Below are 20,791 nucleotides of genomic sequence, written 5' to 3'. Positions count from 1 at the left end.
GCCTCACCCGTAAGGGAGCCCCCGCTCATGGCACGCTCGCTCGACGGCCTGATCCTCGCCCCGGTCGCGGACCAGGCCCCAGGTCAGGTGGGTACGCGCACCCGGTTCCTGTACCACGAGAAGGACGGCGAGATCTGGGCCGAGTACGCGGGCGGCGACGTGGTCCGCGGCCATCTGGTCGGCACCCGGGACGGGGACCGGCTCGACTTCCGCTACGTCCAGCTGAAGACCGACGGCACGACCTCCTGCGGCCACTGCGTGTCCACGGTCGCGGAACTGCCGGACGGCCGGGTGCGGCTGGCGGAGACCTGGGAGTGGGAGTCGCAGGCGGGGAGCGGGACGAGTGTTGTGGAACAGGTCACCGAGCACGCCCCATGACTGACGGATTGTCACGTGTCTATGGTGATCGGGTGAGTGAGCAGACAGCGGAAGAACGCATGTCAGCGGGGCGGCGCGTGGTCGTCGTCGGCGCGGGCATGGCCGGGGTGCAGACCGCGGTCGCCCTGCGCGAGCAAGGCTTCAAGGGCACCGTCACCCTGATCGGCGCCGAACCGCACCAGCCCTACGACCGGCCGCCGCTGTCCAAGGCCGTCCTCCTCGGCAAGGCCGAGGACTCCGCCTTCGAGGTGGACTTCGAGTCGCTCGGCGTGGAACTGCGGCTCGGCTGCGCGGCGCTGGGCGTGCGCCCGGCCGCGCACGAGCTGGACACCGAGGCGGGCCCGGTCCCGTACGACGTGCTGGTCCTCGCCACCGGCGCCGAGCCGATCACCCTGCCGGGCACCGAGGGCGTGCCGGGCGTGCATCTGCTGCGCACCCTGGACGACGCCGAGCGGCTGCGGCCGGTCCTGGCCGAGCAGCACGAGATCGTGGTCGTCGGCGCCGGCTGGATCGGCGCCGAGTTCGCCACCGCCGCGCGCGCGGCGGGCTGCGCGGTCACCGTCGTCGAGGCCGCCGACCGGCCGCTCGCGGGCGCCCTGCCCGCCGAGGTCGCAGCCCCCATGACCGCCTGGTACGCGGAGAGCGGGGCCACCTTGCGCACCCACGCGCGCGTGGAGCGCGTCGAGCCGGGCGCCGTCGTGCTCGCCGACGGCACGCGGCTGCCCGCGGGCGCCGTCGTCGTCGGCATCGGCGCCCGCCCGGCCACCGGCTGGCTGGCCGGCTCCGGCATCGAGCTGGGCGCACACGGCGAGATCGTCGCCGACGCCCGCCTGCTGACCAGCGTCGAGGACGTGTACGCCGTCGGGGACTGCGCCTCCTTCCCCTCGGCCCGCTACGGCGAGCGGCTGCTCGTCCACCACTGGGACAACGCCCTCCAGGGGCCGCGCACGGTCGCCGCGAACATCATGGGCGAGACCCCGACGGAGTACGACCCGGTGCCGTACTTCTGGTCCGAGCAGTTCGGCCGGTTCGTGCAGTACGCCGGGCACCACGCGGCGGCCGACCGCCTGGTGTGGCGCGGCGACCCGGCGGGCCCGGCCTGGACGGTGTGCTGGCTGCGCGCGGACCGCCTGGTGTCCCTGCTGGCCGTGGGCCGCCCGCGCGACCTGGCCCAGGGACGCAGGCTGATCGAGGCCGGGCGCAGGATGGACGCGCGGGCGCTGGCGGATCCGGGCAGGCCCCTCAAGGACGCCGTCGCCGAATAGCACACCCTCCCACACCCGCTCGCCCGGACCCGTCTGACTTCCGACTGTCAGTGGGGGATGGCAGGCTTGTTCACGTGACCGAGATTGACGCAAAGATCGATGCTCTCGTCCCCGCCTGGCTCACCCTCCCCGACATCGCCGAGATGCTCGGCGTCGAGGTGACGCGCGTGCGGCAGCTGGTCAAGGAGGGCCAGCTCATCGCCGTACGCCGAGGGGAGAACCGGGCGCTGCACGTCCCCGCCGCCTTCATCGACGGGGACAAGGTCGTCAAGGGCCTGTCCGGGACCTTGACGCTCCTGCGGGACGACGGCTTCACGGACGAAGAGATGATCGAGTGGCTCTTCACCCCCGACCCGACCCTGCCCGGCACCCCCGCGCAGGCCCTGAGTGAGAATCGCGGTACGGAGGTGAAGCGCCGCGCCCAGGCGCTCGCCGTCTGAGCCGAGCCCTGCCACGAGGGGGCGTGCGGGCCGCAGCCGTGAGCGGCGGCCCGCACCCCCCGACACCCGTCAGCACCACCGACCCCGGGGGGACCCACGCATGTCCGACACCGCACGCACCGCGCTCGCCGGTGCCCGCCTGTACCTGTGCACGGACGCGCGCAGGCGCCAGGGTGACCTGCCCGAGTTCCTGGACGCGGTCCTGGCCGGCGGTGTCGACATCGTGCAGCTGCGCGACAAGGGCATGGAGGCCGCCGAGGAGCTGGCACACCTGGAGGTCTTCGCCGACGCCTGCGCCCGCCACGGCAAGCTCCTCGCGGTCAACGACCGCGCGGACGTCGCCCACGCCGCCCGCGCCGACGTGCTCCACCTCGGCCAGGGCGACCTGCCGGTCCCCGCGGCCCGCGCCATCGTCGGTGACGAGGTGCTGATCGGCCGCTCCACCCACGCCGGGTCCGAGGCCGCCGCGGCCGCCGTGCAGGACGGCGTGGACTACTTCTGCACGGGCCCCTGCTGGCCCACCCCCACCAAGCCCGGCCGCCACGCCCCCGGCCTCGACCTGGTGCGCCACACGGCCGCCCTCGGTACCGAGCGCCCCTGGTTCGCCATCGGCGGCATCGACCTCGGCAATCTCGACGAGGTGCTGGAGGCCGGCGCCCGCCGGGTGGTCGTCGTCCGCGCGATCACGGAGGCGGACGACCCGGGTGCCGCGGCGGCGGAGTTCGCCAAGCGGCTGCGGCAGGTCTGAGGGCCCGCGCGGGTGGGCGCCTGGCCGGCCCTGTCCGAGGGGTCATCCGCGAGCTGTCCATGAATTTGTCCAAGGGATGGACAGGGGGGCGACAATTCGGGCAAATTTCCGGCGCCCGGTTGGGGGACCGCCGCCCCCTGGCTAACCTGCCCGTATGGCCCTAGGAACCGCATCCACCAGGACTGATCGCGCACGCACCGTGCGTGACATGCTCGCCACCGGCAAGGCGACGTACTCGTTCGAGTTCTCCGCGCCGAAGACCCCCAAGGGCGAGCGGAACCTGTGGAGCGCGCTCCGCCGGGTCGAGGCGGTCGCGCCCGACTTCGTCTCCGTGACCTACGGAGCCGGCGGCTCCACCCGCGCGGGCACGGTCAAGGAGACCCAGCAGATCGTCGCCGACACGACGCTCACCCCGGTCGCCCACCTCACCGCGGTCGACCACTCCGTCGCCGAACTGCGCAACATCATCGGCCAGTACGCGGACGCCGGTATCCGCAACATGCTCGCCGTGCGCGGCGACCCGCCCGGCGACCCCATGGGCCAGTGGGTCCCGCACCCCAAGGGGCTGACCTACGCGGCCGATCTCGTCCGGCTCATCAAGGAGTCGGGCGACTTCTGCGTCGGTGTCGCCGCGTTCCCGGAGATGCATCCGCGTTCCGCGGACTGGGACACCGACGTCGCCCACTTCGTGGACAAGTGCCGGGCCGGTGCCGACTACGCCATCACACAGATGTTCTTCCAGCCGGAGTCGTATCTCCGGCTGCGCGACCGCGTGGTGGCCGCGGGCTGTGACACCCCGGTGATCCCGGAGGTCCTCCCTGTCACCAGCGTGAAGATGCTGGAACGGTTGCCCAAACTCAGCAATGCGGTCTTCCCGGACGCCCTGAAAGAGCGGATCCTCACAGCGAAGGACGATCCGGCGGCGGTACGCTCCATCGGTATCGAGTTCGCCACGGAGTTCTGCGCTCGGCTGCTGGCCGAGGGAGTGCCCGGACTGCACTTCATCACGCTCAACAACTCCACGGCGACCCTGGAAATCTACGAGAACCTGGGCCTGCACCACCCCCCGCAGGCCTAGACCGGCCGCACCGCGATAGGACATGCTGCGTAGCGGTCACTGGGAGAGGGGCGTACATGGGCTGGACGGTCCTCTATATCGCGTTCGGTGTCGTCGCGCTGTGGTTGCTGGGCGAAGTGCTGCTTCAGTACAAGGCGCGGCTGCGCTGGCGGCTGCTGGCCTTCGCCGGCTTCCTCGGTGTCGTGGTCGGTGTGCTGTTGCCGTCCGTGATCGTGATCGGCGTGGGCGCCATCGCCTTCGCCGTCGGCCAGACCTACGTCACGCTGTCGTTCCGCCGCGGCTTCGCCGCCGGCTGGGCGGTCAAGCGGCCCGACGGCGAGAGCGGCGCCGGCAGCGGTAGCAGCAAGCGCCGGCGCGGCAGGGCGGACCGGCAGGACCCGACGCTGGAGGTCTCCGACCTGGAGCCCGCCGCCCCCGAGGACGAGCACGAGCCCGAGCAGCCCGACTACGCGCAGGGCCACGAGGGCTACGACTACGACCGCGACGACGTCTTCACCCCGGCCCGGCCCGTCGACGCCACCGCCGCCGAGACCACCGCCGTCTACGAGCCCCAGCCCATGCCCGAGGACACCGGCTCCTACGGCGTCTACGGCGAGACCGCCACCCACGCGGCCCAGCCCCAGGGCACCGGCCAGCAGGCCTACGCCTACGACTACTCCGGCTACGGCCAGCAGGGCTACGGCTACAACGCCGGCGACCAGCAGGCCTACGCCAACTACTCCGACCCGTACATCGGCAGCCAGCCCTACGGCGGCGGGTACGACGCCGGCTACACCGGGCAGTACGGCCAGCAGGGCTACGCCCAGGACCCGTACGCCGGCGGCGGCTACGGCGAGACCCCGCCCGGCGGGGTGTGGGTCCCGCAGCAGCGCACCGACGAGGCCTACGGCGGTGAACTCCCGCAGGAGCAGCCGTACCCGTACCAGGGCCAGGCGCACGGCCACGCGCAGCAGCCGCAGCCCGGCGCCGGGTACGACGAGCAGTACCGCTTCTGACGAGGTCCCCTCACTGGGAGCCGCGGAACTCCGGGCCCTCCACGATCAGCCCCGCCACCAGCGCACCCGACATGCCCGCGTGCGCCAGGCCGCCGCCCGGGTGGGACCACCCGCCGACCCGGTACAGACCGGGCAGCCGCGTGGTGTTCGCGGGGTGCAGATAATGGCCCCGGCCGGCGGCCAGCGCGGGGGCCGGCACCGCGCCGAGGAAGGCACTCGTCTCGTCGTCGGAGTCGTCCGGCGTGCGCACCTCCTGCCACAGGACACGGTCCCGCAGGTCCGGTACCGCGGCCCCGGCGGCGTCGAGGAGATACTCCGTGTACCGCCGGACCATGCCCTTGTCGTCCCAGTCGACGGCGCTCGGCACCACCGCGGACAGCACCATGGACTCGTGCCCGTCGTCCGGTCTGAGCGCGGGATCGTCGGGGCGCAGCACGGTCACCGTGGGCCAGGGCGGCTGGTCCCCCTCCGCCGAGGACAGGAAGTCCAGCTCGGACACGGGGTCCGGCGCGTGGACGACCGTACGGTGCGCGGCACCGGACTCGCGCCCGCCGCGCAGGGCCAGCAGCACGGCGAACCGCCCCGGACGGGTCGTGAACGGGTCGGCCCGGACATCCCCGTCCTGGTCGAGCGGGCGGTCCGTCATCACCTTCAGCCGCGCCGGGTCCACGTCCGCCACGACATGGTCGGCCTCGGCCACCGTGCCGTCCCGCAGCTCCACGCCCGTGGCCCGTCCGTCCTGGTCCAGGATGCGCATGACCTCCGCGTCGAAGACGAACTCGACCCGCCGCTTCAGGCACCGCTCGTACACCGCCCGCGCCAACTCCCGGATGCCGCCCCGCACATACCAGGTGCCGAAGGCATGCTCCATGTAGGGCAGCACGGCGGCGCTCGCCGGGGCGGTCCGCGGATCCAGGCCGTAGGCGAGCGCACTGCTCTCCAGCAGGGCCGCCAGCCGCTCGTCGCGCAGCTCCCAGGCGCCGATCTCGGCCAGCGTGCTCGCGCGCCGCGTGCGCAGCAGCCGCTTGTGCGGGACGCCGGGATAGGGCTCCTTGTCGGCCAGCACCCGCCAGTTGGGCCACAGCGGCTCCTCCAGCAGCGGCCTGCGCGTGCGGTCCCAGGCCTCCCGGGCCCGTACCAGGAAGTCGCCCCAGCGCTCGCCCGCGCCGGCGCCCAGCGCCTCGTCCAGCGCCGAGACCACGCCCGCGCGCGAGGCGTTCGGCACCGACACCTCCGTGCCGTCCGCGAAGACGTGCCGCGCGGAGGGGTCGACCTGGACCAGCTCGACGTGGTCCTCCAGCGGCTCCTTGCCGGTCTTGACGAACAGATCGCGATAGACCGCGGGGAGCGTCAGCAGGCCCGGGCCGGTGTCGAAGGCGAACCCGTCCCGCTCAAGACGGCGCACCGCACCGCCGTACGTGTCCGTCCGCTCGTACACCGTCACCCGGTGGCCCGCGACGGCCAGCCGGGCGGCGGCCGCCATCGCGCCCATCCCGGCGCCGATCACCACAATCCGTGCCATGCCTGCGACTTTATCGACCGCCACTGACAGTCCCGCCCGCGGGCGGCCCCGGTGCAGGTCAGGGAGCCCGTGAGACGAGCCGGCGCTCCTCCCGGCGCCGTCGAGCCGCCGATCGGACCAGCCGCCACGTCCGGCACCGAGCCGCTGTGCCCGGCGAGCAGCGCGCCCGCCCAGGCGCCCGCGAGCGGCCGGACCACTGGCCCGGCCGCTGGTGAAGACCAGAGGCAGTACGGACATGGACACGGACGCGACTGTGGCCGGGCGCGGGCCGCGGGCGTGGGCACGCGCGCGTACGGCTGAGTATCCGTACTCAGGTGGCGAGATGAGTACCTGCGCGGATGGGCTGCGGCCCGCGCGGACGGGACAGTGGAGGCACGGCAAGGGGGCGCGGCCCGGCACCGCCGACACGGGGCGGCGGAACGGCGCCCGCCACCTGGCCGCTCCTTCCGCCGATCCGTCGGCGGAAGCGAGACGGGGGACCCGGGGAACGACCGCCCACGGGGGACCGACGGGGGAGGACCGTACGGGGAGTACGGGGAGTACGGGGAGTACGGGGGACAAGGGGAAACGGGGGAACAAGGGGAACGGGAAGGCGTCGGTCCGGCAAGGGACCGGCGCCTTTCCCCTTGTCCTCGGCGGCGGCGCTCAGCCCCTGCCGCTCACGCGCCCCTGGAGCAGCCGGGACAGAGCCGCGTGGACGTCGTCCAGGGAGCGCTCCGGCTGGAAGGACTTCCAGTCCAGCGCGGCCACCAGGACCATGCCGACCAGCGCGGCCGCCGTGAGCGGGACGTCGATCTCGTCGCTGAACTCCCCGCCCGCCACGCCCTCGCGCAGCACCTCCTCGACCACCGCGACGGCCTGCTGGCGGACCACCATCAGCGTGGACTGCCAGGCCCGGTTGGTGCGCCAGAGCTCGGCCACGTACAGCTGGGTGAAGGCCGGGTAGCGGTCGATGAAGACCAGGCCCGCGCGGATCATCGCGTCCAGCGCGTCGACCTTGCTGCCGCCCGCGCGCGCGGTGTGCTCCGCGGCCTCCTTCAGGGAGGCGGTGAGCAGACCCACACCATGCCGCAGCAGCTCCTCGAAGAGGACCGACTTGCTCGCGAAGTTGTAGTAGACCGTGCCTTTCGCGACCCCGGCCCGCTCGGCGATCTCGTCCACGGTGGTGGCGGAGAAGCCCTGCTCGGCGATGAGCGTGACGGCCGCCTCGTAGAGCTTCTGCCGGGTGGCCTCGCGGCGCGTGCTGCCGCCGGACCTGGCGCTGCTGCTTTCCATGGCCCCGATTCTCACAGGTACGCGCGCGTGCCGAGTCTCCTCGGGGATCACAGGCTCAGCTCCGGGTGCAGCCGGTCGAGCGTCCACACCTGGCGGCGCCGGGCCGCGACGGCGGTCAGCGCGAGCGCGCCCGCGGTGAACGCGGCCAGCACGGCGCACGCCTGCCAGACCGGGCCGAGCCCGCCGCCCGTGATCAGCCGGCGCAGCGCCTCCACGATGTAGCTCATCGGCAGGAACGGGTGGATCGCGTTGAAGAAGCCCGGACTGGTCTGCACGGGGTACGTGCCGCCCGCCGAGGTGAGCTGGAGCATCAGCAGGGCCAGCACCAGGATCCGGCCCGCCGCGCCGAAGCGGGCGTTCAGCCACTGGACGATCGCCCCGAAGCACGCGGTGACCAGGAACAGGAAGCCGACCGTGCCCGCCGCGTGCAGCATCTGGAGACCGATCGCCCAGTGCAGCACGGCCATCAGCGCCGCCACCTGGAGCACGCCCACGGCGACCACCGGCAGCCAGCCGGCGAGCGCGATCCGCCAGGCCGGCGAACCGGCCGACAGGGCGCGCCGGTTGAGCGGCTGGATCAGCATGTAGGCCACCATCGCGCCCACCCAGAGGGACAGCGGGATGAAGTACGGGGCGAACCCGGTGCCGTAGTTGGGCGCCTTGTGCAGGTCCTGGGAGGCCAGCTGGACCGGGTCGGCCATCACGCCGGTGCGCGTGTCGCGTTGGCGCTTGTCGTAGTCCGGGATCTTCTTCGCGCCGTCGTGCAGCCCGCCGGCGAGCCGGTCGGAGCCGTCGGACAGCTTGTACATGCCGCCGTTCAGGGTCTGGGCGCCGGTGGCCGCCGTGCCGATGCCCTGGTCGAGCGTGTCCGCGCCGGTCTGAGCGGTGCCGAGGCCGGCGTGCAGCTTCTTGGCGCCGGTGGCGACCTTCTGGGCGCCGTCGTTCAGCTCGTCGATCTTCTTGACGGCGTCGTCGACGTCCTCGGACAGATGCGGTGCGCGCGCGGCGAGGGCGTCGGCCTGCTTCTGGAGCGTGCCGAGGTTGGCCCGCATCGTCTTCAGGTCGCCGTCCTGGTCGGCGACCAGCGTGTCGAGGTCGTCGGCGACCTTGGCGACCTCGTCGGCGGCCGTGCGGGCCCGCTTGAGGTCGGGGCAGACGGGGTCCGGGAGGACGCCGGTCCCGCAGCGCGCCTTGTAGACCTCGTCGAGGAGGGCGGAGGAGCCGTGCGCGGTCTTGTCGGCGACGGGTGCGAGCTTCATCAGGACGTCGAGGTTGTCCTTGACGGTCTTCGCCGAGTCGGAGACCAGCCGGGCGGTGTCCCCGATGCCCTTCTCGTTGTCCTTCAGGAACGGTCCGGCCTTGTCGTAGACCCCGTTGACCTTGTCGGCGAGTTCCTGGGTGCCGTCGGCGACCTGCCGGGAGCCGCTCTGGAGGTCCCCCGCGCCGGTGTTCAGCTTCTTCAGGCCCTTGGCCAGGCTGCCGCTGCCGGTCTTGGCGTCCTTCAGTCCGTCGGCGAGGTCCTGGGAGCCCTTCTCCGCCTTGCCGATGCCCGTGTTCAGTTCGTCGGCGCCCTCGGCGGCCGTGACGGTCTTGCCGTGGATGTCGGAGAAGGAGACGAAGATCTTGTCGAGGAAGGTGCGGGAGGCCTTGGCGGAGGCGGCCGAGCGCACCTCGTTGAAGACGGTCCGGGAGATCTGGCCGACGATGTAGTTGTTCGCGTCGTTGGTACGCACGCGAAGGGCGCCGGTCTCGGGGGTGTCTCCCGAACTGGACGCGATCCGGTGGCTGAAGTCGGCGGGCATCGTCAGCGACAGGTAGTACGTGCCGTTCTCGACGCCCGCGCGGGCCTCGTCGTCGCTCACCTCGTGCCAGTCGAAGGTCCGGCTGTCGCGCAGCCCGGCGACGATGTCGTCCCCGGCGGTGATCTTCTTCCCGCCCGCCGTGGCGCCCTTGTCGTCGTTCACCAGGGCGACCGGGATGCGGTCCAGGCGGCCGTACGGGTCCCAGAAGGACCACAGATACAGGGCGCCGTAGAGCAGGGGCAGCACGAGCAGCGCGACCAGGGCGGCGCGCGGCAGCTTCCCGCGCCCGAAGCGCCTGAGTTCGAGCGCGGCCAGCCTAGGCGAGCGCATCGGCGTCCTCCTCGGTTTCGCTGTTCCCGCCGCTCCTGTCGTCGGCGGCTTCCTCGCGGGCCGGGGCCCCGGTGTCCTTCGCCCCGGTCCGTACGGCCACGCAGTCCGCGGGCGCGGTGCGGCAGACGGCCGCGACCGTCGTCCCCGCGCGCGTGACCGACCGCAGCAGGTCCCAGGCCTCGGCGCGCTCGGTGTCGGAGAGCTTCAGGTCGGCGTCGTCGACGCCGAGCAGTCCGGGCCGGCCGAGGAGGGCCAGGGCGATGGACAGGCGCAGCTCCTGGAGCCGCTCCAGGTCTCGGACGGCCGTCCGCGAGCCCTTGGGGAGCGTCTCGAGGTCGAGTCCGGCGGCGGCCAGTGCCGCGTCGACGCGCAGCCGTGCCTCGTGCGTGCGCTGCGGGCGGGGGCGCAGCAACTCGCGCAGGGAGTCGCCGAACCGGCTCTGCAGCAGCGCCCGTTCGCGCAGGTGCTCGCCGACGGTCAGGGCCGGCTCCAGGTCGGTCACCCCGGCCACGTTGGCCACCGCGCTGATCCTGCGCAGCGCGGCCATGCGCCGCGGGAGGGCGAGTCCGCCGACGGCGGCCGTGCCCTCGGTGGGCTTCATCCGCCCGGTGAGCGCGAGCAGCAGGCTCGTGCGGCCGGAGCCGGACGGTCCCTCGATCGCGATGAGAGCGCCGGGTTCCGCGTCGAGGGTGACGCCGCGGAAGGCCCACCCCCGCGGTCCCTTGAGTCCGAGGCCCTCGGCCGTGACGTCCATGCCGTCCACAAGCCCCCCTGCCTGATCGCCGTAATTTGAACTGACTGGTCAGTGCAAAAATACGCCCGAACCTTCGATCGAGGCAAAACCCCAGGTCAGAACGGATTGTCAGTGGCATACCTCACGATGGGCACATACGGCACACCCGTGCGAGGGCGTGCCGTCACCCAGACGACAGGAGGTTCGTCATGGCCAACCCGTCCGCCGCCGCCCGCCGGCGCCGCGCCACCGGCCCTGCCCCCTCACCGACCGGCCCGGCGAGCGACGTGCACCCCGTGCTCCGCCGGACCACGGCCCCACCCGCCGCACTCGACCTGCTCGCCCAGGCCCGCGCCGGACTGGAGGAGACCGCCGTCCTGGAAACTCCGAACGAGCGTTATGCGACGGCCCACCTCGCCGCGCTGCGCACCGCCGCCGCCGTGCTCGCCGCCCGGGGTCGGCCCGAGACCAACCCGCGCCGCCGGGCGCGGATCCGCAGCGCCTGGGAGGTGCTGCCCGAGATCGCCCCCGAACTGACCGAGTGGAGCGCGCTGTTCGCCTCCGGCGCCGCCCGCCGCGCCCGCGCCGAGGCCGGCATCCAGGGCGCGGCCGGACAGCGCGACGCCGACGACCTGATACGCGACGTCGCGATGTTCCTGCGCATCGTGGAGCGGATGCTCGTCCTCCAGCCGGTCCTGCCGCAGCCACGCGGGGACACGCGGGACACCGGGGACCCGGCCGTACCGGGAGCACGCGGTGACCTTCCGGACGCGGGCTGACCACGCGGAAGTCCGCGGTGCGAGACGCACCGGGAGCCGCCCGGCGTCGGTGACCGGGTACGGCGCCGGAGGCAATAGGGTGGAGGTCGCCTGAAGCGTTCCCCCTGCCGAGGAGTCAACTGCCGTGTCGGACCCGACGCGCCCCCGCGCCTCCCTCCGTACCGCCGTGGTCTGGGATGTCCTCCAGGACGCCCTCGACCGCCGGGTCAAGGCCACGGGACGGGACTGCCTCGACGTCCTCGACACCGGAGGCGGCAGCGGCAACTTCGCCGTGCCGCTCGCCCGGCTCGGCCACCGCGTGACCGTCGTCGACCCCAGCCCGAACGCGCTGTTCGCGCTGGAGCGCCGGGCCGCCGAGGCCGGCGTCGCCGAGCGGGTCCGCGGCGTCCAGGGCGACGCGCACGGCCTGTTCGACGTGGTCGAGCGCGGCGGCTACGACGCCGTGCTGTGCCACGGCGTCCTGGAGTACGTCGACGACCCGGCCGAGGGCGTGCGCAACGCCGTCGCCGCCCTGCGCGCGGAGGGCGTCCTCAGCCTGCTCGCCGCCGGCCTCGGCGGCGCCGTGCTCGCCCGCGCTCTCGCCGGCCACTTCACGGAGGCCCGGCAGGCGCTGCAGGACCCCGACGGCCGCTGGGGCACCGGCGATCCGATGCCGCGCCGGTTCACCGCCGAGCAGCTCACCGCGCTCGTCGAGGGCGCGGGCCTGACCGTCGGCGCGGTGCACGGCGTGCGGGTCTTCGCCGACCTCGTCCCCGGTGTCCTGGTGGACACCGAACCCGGCGCGCTCGACGCCCTCCTCACGCTGGAGGCCGCCGCGGCCGAGTTGCCCGCGTTCCACTCCGTGGCCACCCAGCTGCATGTGCTCGGTGAGACACCGGGTGCCGCCGGGGCCTGAGCACACGGCCGGGACCCGCCGCTGATCAGGGCATCGACGGCGGATGGAGTACGACACAAGACCCCCGATCGTGGGGTTTGCGCCGTATGATCGAGGTGCACCACCCGGCATGACGGGCCGGTCGCAGGGGAATGGAAGCCTCAGCGAACCGGGACGGCCATGACGGAATCCGGTTGGCCAATTGGCGTAGAGGGGCGGGTTTCACGGGGGCGATTCCCTGCCTATCCTGAAGGGACCCCCCGGGTCGCCCCGGCGACTGCACGATGAGGAGGACTCCGTGCCGCTCTCGGAGCACGAGCAGCGCATGCTCGAGCAGATGGAGCGAGCGCTGTACGCCGAAGATCCCAAGTTCGCGTCGGCGCTTGAGGGAAGCGGTCTGCGTACGTACACCCGGCGTCGGGTCTACCAGGCGGTCGCAGGCTTTCTCGTGGGTATCGCGCTCCTCATGGCCGGAATGGTCGCGCAGCTGATCTGGGTCAGCGTGGTGGGTTTCCTCGTCATGCTGGGCTGCGCGGTACTCGCCGTGACCGGCTGGCGCAAGGCGCCGAAACCGGGTGAGCAGCCCGCGGCCGCCGCCCGCCGGCAGCCGCGTCCCAAGCGCTCCATGATGGACCGGATCGAAGAGCGCTGGCAGCGCCGCCGGGACGAACAGGGCCGCTAGCGCCGGGCGGCGGATTCCGCCGACGCCGACAGACAACGTGTGAGGGGCGACCACCCGAGGTGGTCGCCCCTCACACGTTGCGCCTTCCACGCCGGCGCCGTCTCAGCTCCGCTGCTCCGACGGCCGGCGCGGGCTCGGCCGGGCCGCCGTCATCCGGGCCCGGAGCGCCGACCAGCGGGCCGAGAGCGCCCACAGCACCCGCACCGACGAACGGGGCAGGAACAGCGCCCGCAGTCGCGCGCCCCTACCGACCGCGCCGCGCAGCCCCCCGATCACCCTGCGCACGTCCTCCGCGGCTCCCGCCGCCGGGCGCGGCCGCGGCGCGTACAGCACCTGCTCCACGGCGTCCGCGACCCGGTGCACCGCCGCACCGGCCACCGGGTCCAGTTCGCCGAGCCGGACGATCCGGTCGGCGGCCCTGCGCGCGGTCAGCGACTCGTCCGGCGTGATGCCGTGGTCCCAGGCGCTGTCCGTCAGCTCCTGCCAGGCCGCCAGGGTGTGCCGCGCCGCGCCCTCCTCGGTCCGGTCATGCGCCCCGAGCCGCACCGAGCGCACCCGCGCCCGCCACAGCAGCGGCGACAGCGGAACGGCCAGCACCACCAGCGCGGCCAGCCCGATCAGCACGGCCCACCACGGGCCCGCGCCGCCGCCACCGCTCCCCGGCGCCGCCGCGGCCGACGCGGTGTCACAGCCCTGGACCTTGACCAGCGCCGCCGAGCAGCTCTCGCTCGGCGAAGCCGCCGCCGACGGCGCCGCGGACGACCGCCCCGAGGGCAGGTCCTGTTCCGGGAGCGAGGTGCCGGGCGAGTCCGGCACCGTGTACGACGGCGTGCTGCCCCGGGTCGGGGTGGGCTCGAAGCGGGTCCAGCCCACGCCCTCGAAGTACAACTCCGGCCAGGCGTGCGCGTCCTTCTGGCTCACCGTGACCGTGCCGTCGGTCTGCGCGGTGCCCGGGGCGAAGCCCACCGCGACCCGTGCCGGGATGCCGAGGGTGCGGGCCATCGCCGCCATGGCGAAGGCGAAGTGGACGCAGAATCCCTGCTTCTTCTTCAGGAAGTTCGCGATGGCGTCCGGCCCGCGGCCGACCTCCACCTGGGTGTCGTACTGGAAGCCGCCCGTGAGCGCGAAGTAGTCCTGGAGCTTGACCGCTTCCTCGTAGTGGTTGCGGGCGCCCGCGGTGATCTGCTTCGCGGTCTGCGCCACCACCTTCGGCAGCGCGGACGGCACCTGGGTGTACGCGCGCTTCAGGGCCGGCGGCGGCTCCGGCGCGGCGGCCAGCTGCTCGGCCGTCGGCTGCACGTCCAGGCTGGTCACCTCGTAGGTCTCGCCGCGGGTGTTCTGGCCGTGGTCACCGACGAGGGTCATGCCGACCGGCTCGTAGCGCCAGCGGCCGGCGATCTTCACCCCGCTCGGCGGGTACGGCATCGGCAGCCAGTTCTGGGCGTACCAGTCCGCCGCCGAGATCGTCGTCGTCACCGTGTCCCGCCTGACGTCCGGGCTCAGGCCGGCCGGCGTGGGGAAGGCGTCCGGCACGCCGACGATGTGCCGCTGGGCCGGTTTCCAGGTGGTGCCGTCGAAGTCGTCCAGGGAGACGATCCGCAGATACAGGTCCGAGACGTCGTTCGTGCTGGTCCGCACGGACAGCACCTGGCGGTCGTCGTTCGTGTTCAGACTGTCGCGCAGCGACACCAGCGGGTTGACCGCCGAGATGGTGCCCCCGTCGCCGTTGCCCGCGCCCATCCCCGTGCCGGCGGCGTCCAGCAGGCCGCCGCTCATCGCGGGCAGGGCGAGCGGCACCAGCAGGGCCACGCCGAGCGCGACCGCGCCGATCCGGCGCCCGCTGCGCACCGGGGCCACCGCGCCGCCGTCCGGGGCGCCGGGGGAGCGGGGCCCGCCGCCGAAGACCCGGCCCCACTGCGCCAGCCGGTCGCGGCCCTCGGCGAGCAGCAGCATCAGATAGCCGGCCGCCGCCACCAGGAACCACAGCCAGTCGGCGCCGCCGCCGGACAGCCCGGCGGCCACCGAGTACAGCGCGAGCAGCGGCAGTCCGGCCGGCGCCGCGCTGCGGAAGGTCACCGCGAGGGTGTCCACCAGCAGGCCGACGATCAGGACGCCGCCGATCAGCATCAGCTTGATGCCGTCGGTGAGCGGCGCCGGTATCGCGTACTCGCTGACATCGGTGGAGCCCTGCTGGAGCAGGTCGGCCAGGTACCGGAAGGTGCCCGGGCCAGGGATCAGCCCGACGAACGCGTGCCGGCGCGCGAAGACCAGGGTCAGCATGAGCAGGGTGACCAGCACCTGCGCGGCCACGGTCAGCGGCCGGCCGAGCGGCACCCGGCGGGCCGCCACGCCGACTCCGGTCTGCACGGCCACCAGCGGGATCAGCTGGAGCAGCCAGGTCGGCGCGGCCACCAGCGGCAGCAGCGCGCACGAGGCCATCAGCGTGGCCGCGGCGGCGCACAGCGCCAGTCGTGCCCGCCCGCTCATCGCGACGCCTCCCCGCGCACCGGGGCCGGCCCGGAACACTCCTTCACGCCTCTGCCTCCCCGCGCACCGACGCCCGACCGGAAGGGTCGCTCATGCCTCCGCCTCACCGCGGCCGCACCGCGCCGCCCGCTCATGCCCCCGTCTCCCCGCTCACGGCGGCCAGCCCGGACCGCACCCGGTCCGCCTGCTGCCACAGCGCGTTCAGCGGGGCGCCGCGCGGCACGCTCAGCGCCGTCCAGCCCGCCTCGCGCAGTACGCGCAGCCGCTCCTCGTGCCGGTCCCCGGGCCGGGGCACGTCGGTCGCCTCGCGCACCCAGGTGTCCGGGTCGAGCACGAAGGCGACGGCGCCGCCGGTGCGCCGGCTCATCTTGGCGACCGTCGCGGCCTGTTCCTCGTCCAGGTCGCCGAGGAAGGCCACCAGCAGACCCTCGTTGCCGCCGCGCAGCACGTCGTACGACCGGGACAGGCCCGTGCCGTCGGAGTGGTCGATCACCGCGAGGGTGTCCATCATCAGCCCGGCCGCGTCCGCGGTCTCCGGGCCGCTGCCCGAGAATCCGTCGCCGCCCTCGCCGGGCACCGCGCTGCCGGTGTCGGTCAGCAGCCGTACCGAGAAGCCCCGTTCGAGCATGTGCACCAGCACCGAGGCGGCGCCGGAGACGGCCCACTCGAAGGCCGAGTCGGGGCCCGCGCCCTCGTAGGCACCGCCCCGGGTGTCCAGCAGGACGGTGCAGCGGGAACGCCGGGGCTGTTCCTCGCGGCGGACCATCAGCTCGCCGTAGCGCGCGGTGGAGCGCCAGTGCACCCGGCGCAGGTCGTCGCCGTAGCGGTAGCCGCGCGGGATCACGTCGTCCTCGCCCGCGAGGGCCAGCGAGCGCTGCCGCCCGTCGCCGTAGCCCTTCGCCTCGCCGCTGAAGCGGACCGGGGGGAGCGGCTCCACGTGCGGGATGACCGTGAGCGTGTCGAACGCCGAGAAGGAGCGGGTCAGTTCGCACATCCCGAAGGGGTCGGTGAGCCGCAGCTGGAGCGGGCCCAGCGGGTAGCGGCCGCGCAGGTCGGAGCGGACCCGGTAGGAGACCTCGCGGCGGCCGCCCGGCTCCACGCGGTCCAGCACGAACCGGGGGCGCGGCCCGAGGACGTAGGGCACCCGGTCCTGGAGCATCAGCAGGCCGGTGGGCAGCCGGGAGACGTTGTCCATCCGCAGGTGCACCCGGGCCTCGCTGCCGGCCGGCACGCGCGCGGGGGCGAGCCGGCGGGTGGCGGCCACCCGGTAGCGCGTGCGGTAGAGCACGGTCGCGCACAGCAGGGGCAGCACGGCCAGCAGCAGGCCGACCCGCAGCAGGTCGCTCTGGCCGAGGACGTACGCGCAGATCGCGGCGGCGATCCCGGCGGCCAGGAAGGAGCGGCCGCGGGTCGTCAGCCCGGAAAGGGCCGTACGGACGCCGCCCGCCTCCCCCCGGTCGGGCTCCGCCTGTCCGGTCCCCCCGGCGCTCATCACAGGCTCCGCGGGGGCTGCTGGGGGTACGCCGGGACGGCGCGGCCGAGGCCGCCGAAGCCGTTCTGCCCGCCCTGCGCCGCGGGCACCGGGGTGTGCTGGAGGATCTCCTGCACGACCTGCTCGGCCGTACGGCGGTTGAGCTGGGCCTGGGCGGTGGGCAGCAGGCGGTGGGCGAGGACGGCGACGGCGAGCGCCTGGACGTCGTCCGGCAGCGCGAACTCCCGCCCGGCCAGGGCCGCGGCCGCCTTCGCCGCACGCAGCAGGTGCAGCGTCGCGCGCGGGGAGGCACCGAGTCTGAGGTCGGGGTGCGTGCGTGTGGCGGCGACCAGTTCCACCGCGTAGCGCCGGACCGGCTCGGAGACGTGGACCCCGCGCACCGCCTCGACCAGCTTCACGATCTCGTGCGCGTGCGCCACCGGCTGGAGGTCCTCCAGGGGGCTCACGCCGCCGTGGATGTCGAGCATCTGCAACTCGGCCTCCACACTCGGGTAGCCGACGGAGACGCGGGCCATGAAGCGGTCGCGCTGGGCCTCGGGCAGCGGATAGGTGCCCTCCATCTCGACCGGGTTCTGCGTGGCCACCACCATGAACGGGCTGGGCAGTTCGTGGGTCTGCCCGTCGATGGTGACCTGGCGCTCCTCCATGGACTCCAGCAGCGCGGACTGGGTCTTGGGCGAGGCGCGGTTGATCTCGTCGCCGATCACGATCTGGGCGAAGACGGCGCCCGGCTTGAACTCGAAGTCCCGGCGCTGCTGGTCCCAGATGGAGACGCCCGTGATGTCCGAGGGCAGCAGGTCGGGCGTGAACTGGATGCGCCGCACCGAGCAGTCGATGGACCGCGCGAGCGCCTTGGCGAGCATCGTCTTGCCCACTCCGGGGACGTCCTCGATCAGCAGATGGCCCTCGGCGAGCAGCACGGTCAGCGCGAGCCGTACGACCTCGGGCTTGCCCTCGATCACGCCCTCCACCGAATCCCGCACCCGCTCCACCGTGGCGGTCAGATCAGTGAGGCTCGCTCGATCGTCATAGGTCGTCACCCGGCCCTCCTCGGCCCGTCTATCCGGGCCGGCGCTCTGTGACGCGTAACCGGCCCACCCCGAAACACGGACACCACGCGGGAACAGTTCCGCGTGACGCCACCCCCGCATTCTTGCTGCCGTTACCGATTCGTGTCACTCGCCTGTGGACAACTGCCCGCACGATGTCGGTCTTACGGCTTTTTCGACCCTGTTTTCGACGTTTTCGCTACAGGGAGGGGCGTGGAAAGCGCCGGGTTTCCGGGGCGGCCGGCCGGTCGGTGCGGTCAGGCCGGGTCGACCTCGCGCAGCAGGCCCGTGCGCACGTCGAACACGAAGCCGCGCACATCGTCGGTGTGCAGCAGGAACGGCGAGGTACGCACGCGCTGCATGGACTGGCGTACGTCCTGGTCGACGTCGCGGAAGGCCTCCACCGCCCAGGCGGGGCGCTGGCCGACCTCCATCTCCAGGTCGTGCCGGAAGTCCTCGGTGAGCGACTCCATGCCGCAGCCCGTGTGGTGGATCAGCACGATGCTGCGGGTGCCGAGCGCGCGCTGGCTGATGGTCAGGGAGCGGATCACGTCGTCGGTGACGACGCCGCCGGCGTTGCGGATCGTATGGCAGTCGCCGAGCTCCAGGCCGAGCGCGGCGTGCAGGTCGAGCCGGGCGTCCATGCAGGCCACGACCGCGACCTGGAGCACGGGACGCGCGTCCATGCCCGGGTCGGTGAACTCGGCGGCGTACCCCTGGTTGGCCTCGACCAGTCGGTCCGTCACGGTGCCGTCGCTGGTTATGGCGCCTTCGGGTCCACTGGGAATTGCTGCGGAAGTCGTCATACGGATGACGCTACTGGTCACACTCGGTCCCGTCCTCCTGTGAGAGCGGACAAAGAGCGCCATGGTGGCTTGTTGTGAGCTAACCCACACGGACGGCAAAACCTCGCCGAACGGGTGAATCATTTCGTATTGCGGCTTCCAGCGCGATGCGGTACGCGACGCGCAGGCCGGTTGATTGACCGCGAGACAGGGTGGACTAAAGTGGCGCGAAGCGGGAGGCGTGGCTCTCCCTGCTGGTGAAACCCCTGGAGACCCCGGCGAACACCCGGGCCGTCTCCTCACGTGCGCGGCGCGTACGTACGGCTCGGCCTCCTCCCGCTCCCGGCCGGCCGACGCTTCCGGCGCCGGCGGGCCTCCCCCTTCACGAGCAGGCGGGGTCGGCGGTGCGGCACGGCCGACGGATCTGAGAGGCCTCCTTGAGCCAGAGTCGACACGTCCCGGTGATGCTCCAGCGGTGCCTGGATCTGCTGGCCCCCGCCCTGGAGCGGCCGGGAGCGGTGGTCGTCGACTGCACCCTCGGCCTCGGCGGGCACAGTGAGGCGCTGCTGGCCCGCTTCCCCGAGGCCCGGCTGATCGGCCTCGACCGGGACAAGGAGGCGCTGCGGCTGTCCGGCGAGCGCCTCGCGCCCTTCGGCGAGCGCGCCACCCTGGTGCACGCCGTCTACGACGAACTGCCCGACGTGCTGCGCCGGCTCGGCATCGCGCGCGTGCAGGGCATCCTGTTCGACCTCGGGGTCTCCTCGATGCAACTGGACGAGGCCGACCGCGGCTTCGCCTACGCCCAGGACGCGCCCCTGGACATGCGCATGGACCAGACGACCGGCGTCAGCGCCGCCGAGGTCCTCAACACCTACCCGGCGGGCGAACTCGTGCGCATCCTGCGCGCGTACGGCGAGGAGAAGCAGGCCAAGCGGATCGTGTCCGCGATCGTGCGCGAGCGCGAGAAGGAGCCGTTCAGCAACAGCGCCCGGCTCGTGGAGCTGATCCGGGACGCCCTGCCGCAGGCGGCCAAGCGCACCGGCGGCAACCCCGCCAAGCGCACCTTCCAGGCGCTGCGCATCGAGGTCAACGGCGAGCTGTCCGTCCTGGAACGGGCGATCCCGGCCGCGGTGAAGGCCCTCGACGTCGGCGGACGTGTCGCCGTGCTGTCGTACCAGTCGCTGGAGGACCGGCTGGTGAAGCAGGTGTTCGCGGCCGGCGCCGCGTCCACCGCGCCGCCCGGGCTGCCGGTCGTGCCCGAGCGGTACCAGCCGCGGCTCAAGCTGCTCACCCGCGGTGCCGAACTTCCCACCGAGGAAGAGGTCGCCGAGAACCGCCGGGCCGCCCCGGCCAGGCTGCGCGGCGCCGAGCGCATCAGGGAGGACGCCGAGTGAGCCAGACAGGTCGGTCGGACTTCCGGACTCACCAGGGGAGTCGGTTGGATTCCCGTACCCACCAGGGAAGCCGGCCGGATTCCCGCACCCACCGGGGGAGCAGTGAGTAGGAAACCCGAACTGAGGGGGCGGGCCGCGCGGCTCGCCCGGCTCATCCCGGCCGGCCGCGCACGCGCGGCCCGCACCCCGTTCGTCCTGCTCGTCGTCGTGATCCTCGGCGGTGGCCTCATCGGGCTGCTGGTGCTGAACTCCGCTCTCAGCGAAGGCTCGTTCAAACTCGCCGACCTCCAGAAGCGGACCAAGAGCCTCACCGACGAGGAGCAGGCCCTCCAGCGGGACATCGACGACTACTCCTCGCCCGACGCCCTCCAGCGCCGCGCCCACGAACTCGGCATGGTCCCCGGCGGTGACCCGGCCTTCCTCGGCCCGGACGGCAGGGTCAGGGGCGTCCCCGGCGCCGCCCCCGAGTCCGCCGCCCTCACCGACCGGGTGGCCCCCGAGGCCATGACCCCGGCCGCCGTCCGCTCGCTCTCCCCCTCCGCGTCGCTCCCGGTTCCGGCCCCCTCCGCCGCGACCCCGCAGGCAGGCCCCCGGCGCGCCCCCGCGCCCGCGGACCCGGCGGCCGTACCGCCGCCCCCCACCCCCCAGCCCGCCTCCACCCCGACCCCCGGCAGGTGACGGAA

19 protein-coding genes and 1 pseudogene are annotated in these 20,791 nt (G+C 73.3%); 11 read left to right on the top strand and 9 right to left on the bottom strand.

What is annotated here, in order from left to right; all coding sequences use genetic code 11:
• The first annotated feature begins 27 nt into the window (after window positions 1-27).
• From BIV23_RS23140 to BIV23_RS23115, 6 genes are all read left to right on the top strand, one after another.
• A complete protein-coding gene (locus BIV23_RS23140) occupies window positions 28-378 on the top strand; it encodes an avidin-fold protein (RefSeq protein ID WP_071382840.1) in 351 nt (116 codons plus the stop codon).
• A gap of 32 nt (window positions 379-410) precedes the next feature.
• The gene (locus BIV23_RS23135) at window positions 411-1,643 is read left to right on the top strand and encodes an NAD(P)/FAD-dependent oxidoreductase (protein ID WP_079173306.1); all 1,233 of its coding nucleotides are present in this window, start codon (window positions 411-413) and stop codon (window positions 1,641-1,643) included.
• Window positions 1,644-1,717: 74 nt separating this feature from the next.
• On the top strand, window positions 1,718-2,083 hold the full coding sequence (locus tag BIV23_RS23130) for an Rv2175c family DNA-binding protein (protein WP_071372419.1): 366 nt from the start codon (window positions 1,718-1,720) through the stop codon (window positions 2,081-2,083).
• Window positions 2,084-2,183: 100 nt separating this feature from the next.
• Window positions 2,184-2,831: a thiamine phosphate synthase gene (thiE, locus tag BIV23_RS23125; protein ID WP_071382838.1), complete on the top strand. Its 648-nt coding sequence runs from the start codon at window positions 2,184-2,186 to the stop codon at window positions 2,829-2,831.
• A gap of 154 nt (window positions 2,832-2,985) precedes the next feature.
• On the top strand, window positions 2,986-3,909 hold the full coding sequence (metF, locus tag BIV23_RS23120; protein ID WP_071382837.1) for a methylenetetrahydrofolate reductase [NAD(P)H]: 924 nt from the start codon (window positions 2,986-2,988) through the stop codon (window positions 3,907-3,909).
• Window positions 3,910-3,965: 56 nt separating this feature from the next.
• A complete protein-coding gene (locus tag BIV23_RS23115; protein ID WP_071382836.1) occupies window positions 3,966-4,904 on the top strand; it encodes an SCO2102 family sporulation regulator in 939 nt (312 codons plus the stop codon).
• Between the two features lie 10 nt (window positions 4,905-4,914).
• On the opposite strand, the gene BIV23_RS23110 is transcribed toward BIV23_RS23115, so the two are convergent.
• From BIV23_RS23110 to BIV23_RS23095, 5 genes and pseudogenes are all read right to left on the bottom strand, one after another.
• On the bottom strand, window positions 4,915-6,426 hold the full coding sequence (locus BIV23_RS23110; protein WP_177240002.1) for a phytoene desaturase family protein: 1,512 nt from the start codon (window positions 6,424-6,426) through the stop codon (window positions 4,915-4,917).
• Window positions 6,427-6,521: 95 nt separating this feature from the next.
• Window positions 6,522-6,626, bottom strand: a pseudogene (locus tag BIV23_RS52025) (DUF4126 domain-containing protein); the annotation flags it as partial.
• A 445-nt stretch (window positions 6,627-7,071) separates the two neighbouring features.
• Window positions 7,072-7,701 carry a TetR/AcrR family transcriptional regulator gene (locus BIV23_RS23105; protein WP_071382834.1) on the bottom strand — a complete coding sequence of 210 codons (630 nt, stop codon included), beginning with the start codon at window positions 7,699-7,701 and terminating at the stop codon, window positions 7,072-7,074.
• A gap of 47 nt (window positions 7,702-7,748) precedes the next feature.
• On the bottom strand, window positions 7,749-9,833 hold the full coding sequence (locus BIV23_RS23100) for a YhgE/Pip domain-containing protein (protein ID WP_071382833.1): 2,085 nt from the start codon (window positions 9,831-9,833) through the stop codon (window positions 7,749-7,751).
• Window positions 9,820-10,587 carry an ATP-binding cassette domain-containing protein gene (locus BIV23_RS23095; RefSeq protein WP_071382832.1) on the bottom strand — a complete coding sequence of 256 codons (768 nt, stop codon included), beginning with the start codon at window positions 10,585-10,587 and terminating at the stop codon, window positions 9,820-9,822. The genes BIV23_RS23100 and BIV23_RS23095 overlap by 14 nt, the downstream gene beginning before the upstream one ends.
• 188 nt (window positions 10,588-10,775) lie before the next feature.
• Between BIV23_RS23095 and BIV23_RS23090 the strand changes: the two genes are divergently transcribed.
• From BIV23_RS23090 to BIV23_RS23080, 3 genes are all read left to right on the top strand, one after another.
• The gene (locus BIV23_RS23090; protein ID WP_071382831.1) at window positions 10,776-11,345 is read left to right on the top strand and encodes an SAV_6107 family HEPN domain-containing protein; all 570 of its coding nucleotides are present in this window, start codon (window positions 10,776-10,778) and stop codon (window positions 11,343-11,345) included.
• A gap of 124 nt (window positions 11,346-11,469) precedes the next feature.
• A complete protein-coding gene (locus tag BIV23_RS23085; protein ID WP_071382830.1) occupies window positions 11,470-12,240 on the top strand; it encodes a class I SAM-dependent methyltransferase in 771 nt (256 codons plus the stop codon).
• A 277-nt stretch (window positions 12,241-12,517) separates the two neighbouring features.
• Window positions 12,518-12,901: a DUF3040 domain-containing protein gene (locus BIV23_RS23080; RefSeq protein WP_071382829.1), complete on the top strand. Its 384-nt coding sequence runs from the start codon at window positions 12,518-12,520 to the stop codon at window positions 12,899-12,901.
• Between the two features lie 102 nt (window positions 12,902-13,003).
• On the opposite strand, the gene BIV23_RS23075 is transcribed toward BIV23_RS23080, so the two are convergent.
• The 4 genes from BIV23_RS23075 to BIV23_RS23060 form a co-directional block, all read right to left on the bottom strand.
• Window positions 13,004-15,388, bottom strand: coding sequence for a transglutaminase TgpA family protein (locus BIV23_RS23075; protein ID WP_071382828.1), 2,385 nt, complete (start codon window positions 15,386-15,388; stop codon window positions 13,004-13,006).
• 130 nt (window positions 15,389-15,518) lie between these two features.
• Window positions 15,519-16,880 carry a DUF58 domain-containing protein gene (locus BIV23_RS23070; RefSeq protein WP_071382827.1) on the bottom strand — a complete coding sequence of 454 codons (1,362 nt, stop codon included), beginning with the start codon at window positions 16,878-16,880 and terminating at the stop codon, window positions 15,519-15,521.
• Window positions 16,880-17,920, bottom strand: a complete 1,041-nt coding sequence (locus BIV23_RS23065; protein ID WP_071382826.1) for an AAA family ATPase — start codon at window positions 17,918-17,920, stop codon at window positions 16,880-16,882. The genes BIV23_RS23070 and BIV23_RS23065 overlap by 1 nt, the downstream gene beginning before the upstream one ends.
• Before the next feature lie 266 nt (window positions 17,921-18,186).
• Window positions 18,187-18,735: a beta-class carbonic anhydrase gene (locus BIV23_RS23060; RefSeq protein ID WP_071382825.1), complete on the bottom strand. Its 549-nt coding sequence runs from the start codon at window positions 18,733-18,735 to the stop codon at window positions 18,187-18,189.
• A 416-nt stretch (window positions 18,736-19,151) separates the two neighbouring features.
• Here BIV23_RS23060 and rsmH point away from each other — a divergent pair, with 416 nt between their 5' ends.
• A complete protein-coding gene (rsmH, locus tag BIV23_RS23055) occupies window positions 19,152-20,108 on the top strand; it encodes a 16S rRNA (cytosine(1402)-N(4))-methyltransferase RsmH (RefSeq protein ID WP_079173304.1) in 957 nt (318 codons plus the stop codon).
• A 102-nt stretch (window positions 20,109-20,210) separates the two neighbouring features.
• The gene (gene ftsL / locus BIV23_RS23050) at window positions 20,211-20,786 is read left to right on the top strand and encodes a cell division protein FtsL (RefSeq protein WP_071382824.1); all 576 of its coding nucleotides are present in this window, start codon (window positions 20,211-20,213) and stop codon (window positions 20,784-20,786) included.
• Window positions 20,787-20,791 lie beyond the last annotated feature (5 nt).

The organism is Streptomyces monashensis (assembly GCF_001866665.1).
Classification (GTDB): Bacteria; Actinomycetota; Actinomycetes; order Streptomycetales; family Streptomycetaceae; genus Streptomyces; species Streptomyces monashensis.
This window is presented reverse-complemented; position numbering and strand designations above follow the sequence as displayed.

Excerpts from the sequence above, each read along its gene's own strand:
- BIV23_RS23070 (WP_071382827.1), bottom strand. The coding sequence starts at position 16,880 with ATGAGCGCCGGGGGGACCGGACAGGCGGAGCCCGACCGGGGGGAGGCG.
- BIV23_RS23105 (WP_071382834.1), bottom strand. The coding sequence starts at position 7,701 with ATGGAAAGCAGCAGCGCCAGGTCCGGCGGCAGCACGCGCCGCGAGGCC.
- BIV23_RS23110 (WP_177240002.1), bottom strand. The coding sequence starts at position 6,426 with ATGGCACGGATTGTGGTGATCGGCGCCGGGATGGGCGCGATGGCGGCC.
- BIV23_RS23115 (WP_071382836.1), top strand. The coding sequence starts at position 3,966 with ATGGGCTGGACGGTCCTCTATATCGCGTTCGGTGTCGTCGCGCTGTGG.
- BIV23_RS23090 (WP_071382831.1), top strand. The coding sequence starts at position 10,776 with ATGGCCAACCCGTCCGCCGCCGCCCGCCGGCGCCGCGCCACCGGCCCT.
- BIV23_RS23060 (WP_071382825.1), bottom strand. The coding sequence starts at position 18,735 with ATGACGACTTCCGCAGCAATTCCCAGTGGACCCGAAGGCGCCATAACC.
- BIV23_RS23075 (WP_071382828.1), bottom strand. The coding sequence starts at position 15,388 with ATGAGCGGGCGGGCACGACTGGCGCTGTGCGCCGCCGCGGCCACGCTG.
- BIV23_RS23100 (WP_071382833.1), bottom strand. The coding sequence starts at position 9,833 with ATGCGCTCGCCTAGGCTGGCCGCGCTCGAACTCAGGCGCTTCGGGCGC.
- BIV23_RS23095 (WP_071382832.1), bottom strand. The coding sequence starts at position 10,587 with ATGGACGTCACGGCCGAGGGCCTCGGACTCAAGGGACCGCGGGGGTGG.
- metF (WP_071382837.1), top strand. The coding sequence starts at position 2,986 with ATGGCCCTAGGAACCGCATCCACCAGGACTGATCGCGCACGCACCGTG.
- thiE (WP_071382838.1), top strand. The coding sequence starts at position 2,184 with ATGTCCGACACCGCACGCACCGCGCTCGCCGGTGCCCGCCTGTACCTG.
- BIV23_RS23140 (WP_071382840.1), top strand. The coding sequence starts at position 28 with ATGGCACGCTCGCTCGACGGCCTGATCCTCGCCCCGGTCGCGGACCAG.